4 protein-coding genes are annotated in these 2,719 nt (G+C 74.0%); all 4 read right to left on the bottom strand.

The window, feature by feature from the left end:
• The coding region (tilS, locus tag VF665_RS08130) for a tRNA lysidine(34) synthetase TilS (RefSeq protein ID WP_331052911.1) at nucleotides 1-726 on the bottom strand (726 nt) is incomplete at its 3' end.
• A 136-nt stretch (nucleotides 727-862) separates the two neighbouring features.
• The gene (locus VF665_RS08125; protein ID WP_331052910.1) at nucleotides 863-1,399 is read right to left on the bottom strand and encodes a BON domain-containing protein; all 537 of its coding nucleotides are present in this window, start codon (nucleotides 1,397-1,399) and stop codon (nucleotides 863-865) included.
• An 88-nt stretch (nucleotides 1,400-1,487) separates the two neighbouring features.
• Entirely contained in the window at nucleotides 1,488-2,381 is an 894-nt protein-coding gene (locus VF665_RS08120; RefSeq protein WP_331052909.1) for a glycerophosphodiester phosphodiesterase, read from the bottom strand.
• A 22-nt stretch (nucleotides 2,382-2,403) separates the two neighbouring features.
• On the bottom strand, nucleotides 2,404-2,719 hold a 316-nt coding region (locus VF665_RS08115; protein ID WP_331052908.1), incomplete at its 5' end, for a hypothetical protein.

Here is a 2,719-nt window from a genome sequence, read left to right as displayed (position 1 = left end):
GGCCTCGGCGGCCAGCGGCGCGAGCACGGGTTCCCACGCGGCCTCGTCGTCGCGGGCGAGCGCGGCCAGGCGCACCAGGGCCCGGCGCGCGCCCGGGGCCACGCGCTCCGCCTGCGGCAGCACGCGGTGCCGCAGGCGGTTGCGCGCGGGGTCCAGCCCGGCGTTGGACGGGTCCGTGCGCCAGCGCAGCCCCGCCGCCCGGGCGTACGCGCGAAGCTCCGCGCGCCAGAACGGAAGGAGCGGGCGCACCAGCCCCGTGCCGTCCGCGGCGGGAATGCCGGCCAGCCCGCGCAGCCCCGTTCCGCGCAGCACGCGAAAGAGCACCGTTTCCGCCTGGTCGTCCGCGTGGTGCGCCGTGGCCAGGTGCGTGGCGCCCACATCGGCCTGGGCGGCGCGGAGAAAGCGGTAGCGCGCGTCCCGCGCCTCCGCCTCCGATGTGGGCGCGGAGTCCGCCCGCGCGCTCCGCAGCGGGACGCCCCACGCGCGGCAGAGGCCGGCCACCCAGCGCGCGTCCGCGTCGCTCCCCGGCCGCATGGCGTGATCGAAGTGTGCGGCGCTGACCCTCAGCGCGCCGTCGTCCGCGGCGAAGCGCAGCAGGTGCAGGAGCGTGACGCTGTCCATTCCCCCCGAAAGCGCCACCAGCACGTGCGCACCCGTCCCCCGTAGCCCCAGCGCGTCCAGTTCGCGCCGGAAGCGGTCCGTAAGGGAGGCGGAGGAGGGCGGCATCGACGTGTGAAAAGAGGACCCGGGCGGCGGATGATGGAGCGTCGACGCCGTCAGCGTGACAGGCCGGGGCGAATCTACCGGGATGGACGCTGAAAACAAACTCGCCGCCCCGGTGCGGGGCGGCGAGTGTCGTCGGTCAGCGGTCCGCGTTCGCGCTGCGGCGCGGGACGCCGTCGCGGGGCGGGCGCTTGGCGCTGTTCACCCGAAGCTCGCAGTGCACGCCGCGCACGCCGTCCACATCCCACGCATCGTCCGTGGCGTAGCGCACTTCCTGGTAGTCCGGAAGCTCGCCCGTGAGCGTCACCACGGCGTCCTTGACCTCCACCGTGATGGCCTCGGCGTCCACCCAGGTGTCGTAGAAGAGCGCGTCTTCCACTTCCTGCTTCAGTTCCTCGTCCGGGCGGCGGCGGCTGCGCAGGCGCTGGTGGTACGGGCCCAGGCCGTAGCGCGCCGGCCCGTGCAGGGGGCCGCTCTGCCACTCGCCGTCCGTGTCCTCGAACTCGATCTCCGGCTCGTACGACGGCCCGCTGCTGAACTCCTGCCGCGCCCCGCCGAAGCCGGCATACGGGGTGAAGTCGGCGCCGTATCCGCCGGGGCGGGGGGTCATGCCTCCCTCGCGCTGCCCGGGGTTCCACGCACCCCGGTGTCCCCAGCCGGCATCGTATCGCGACATCGTTCTCCTGAAAGCGAAATGGTTGGCCGCGCGGCGGGGCATCGCATCACCCGGTCACCGTCCCCTGGAACTGCCCCGCGCGGGCGCGTCAGCCGCGCAACAACCGTTCCAGCCAGGGCTCCGTTTCATCCGCCGGCGGGCCGGGGGGGAGCGGGCGTCCCGCTACCTCGTGCAGCACCCGCGCAAGCCGGTCCGGCCGGTCGCTGATGATGCCGTCCACCCCCCACGACAGCAGCCGCCGCATGTCGGCCTCGTCATCCACCGTCCACACGTGAATGGCCACGTTGCGGGCGTGCGCCTCCCGCACCCAGCGCGGCCCCAGCACCTGCCGCCCGCCCGCGCGCTCCGGCATCTGAAAGGCGTCCACCGGCGGACGGTAGAAGCCCGTAGTCCGCGTAAGATGGAGGGCCAGAAAGGCGTACAGCTCCTGGACGCCGGCGCTGGTGGGCCCGGCGTAGTGGCGAAACCGCGAGCGGTTGCGGCGGTCGCCCGCGGCGATCAGGACGCGATGGGTGGACTCCGTGGCGTCGACGGCGCGCTGCACCGCCTCCTGCGCCCGGCCGTCCTTGATCTCCACGTTCACCCGCGCCGTGGGCAGCGCCTCCAGCACCTCGCGCAGGGTGGAAAGGGCGACGCCGCGCCCGCGGAAGGGAAAGGTCCGTCCGCCGTCCGGCGTGAACCGGTAGCCCGCGTCCAGGGCCCGGAGCTGCGCAAGGGTGAGGTCCGCCACACGCCCGGTGCCGTCCGTGGTCCGATCGACGGCAGGGTCGTGGATGACGACGCACTCGCCGTCGCGGGTGGGCTGCACGTCGATCTCCAGCACATCGGCGCGCCACCACTGCAGGGCGCGCCGAAAGGCGGGAAGCGTGTTTTCGGGAGCAAGCAGAGAACCGCCGCGATGGGCGATCAGGAGGGGGGCGCCGGCCAGGTAGCGGTGGCCGGGACGGGAGCGGCCGCCCGGCGGCAACGCGGGAATGCGCACCGGAGCGGCCGCGGGAACGGCGTCAGGAATCCGCTTCCAGCCGCTCGATTTCCGCCTGCGACACGCGGTACAGGCGGTGCAGCACCAGGTCGATGAGCTGCCCCGTCATCGCGCGGGCGTACACGATCTGCTGCGAGTCGGCGCCGCCCTCCACCTCGGCGGAAAGCTCCGCGTGGCGGTCGCCCAGCATGGCCAGGATCGCCTCCACGGCGTCCGGATGCGGGCGGGCCGGGGCCAGCGCGTCGGCCGGCACGCGCTCCACCAGCAGCCCCTCCACAAAGGCGAGGAACGCGGGAAACACCATTTCGGTCAGGTGGCCGCCGGGAATGGACTCCTCG

The sequence above is a fragment of the Longimicrobium sp. genome (assembly GCF_036387355.1).
Classification (GTDB): domain Bacteria; phylum Gemmatimonadota; class Gemmatimonadetes; order Longimicrobiales; family Longimicrobiaceae; genus Longimicrobium.
The sequence above is the reverse complement of the archived record's forward strand: the minus strand, read 5'-3'. Positions and strand labels throughout refer to the sequence as shown.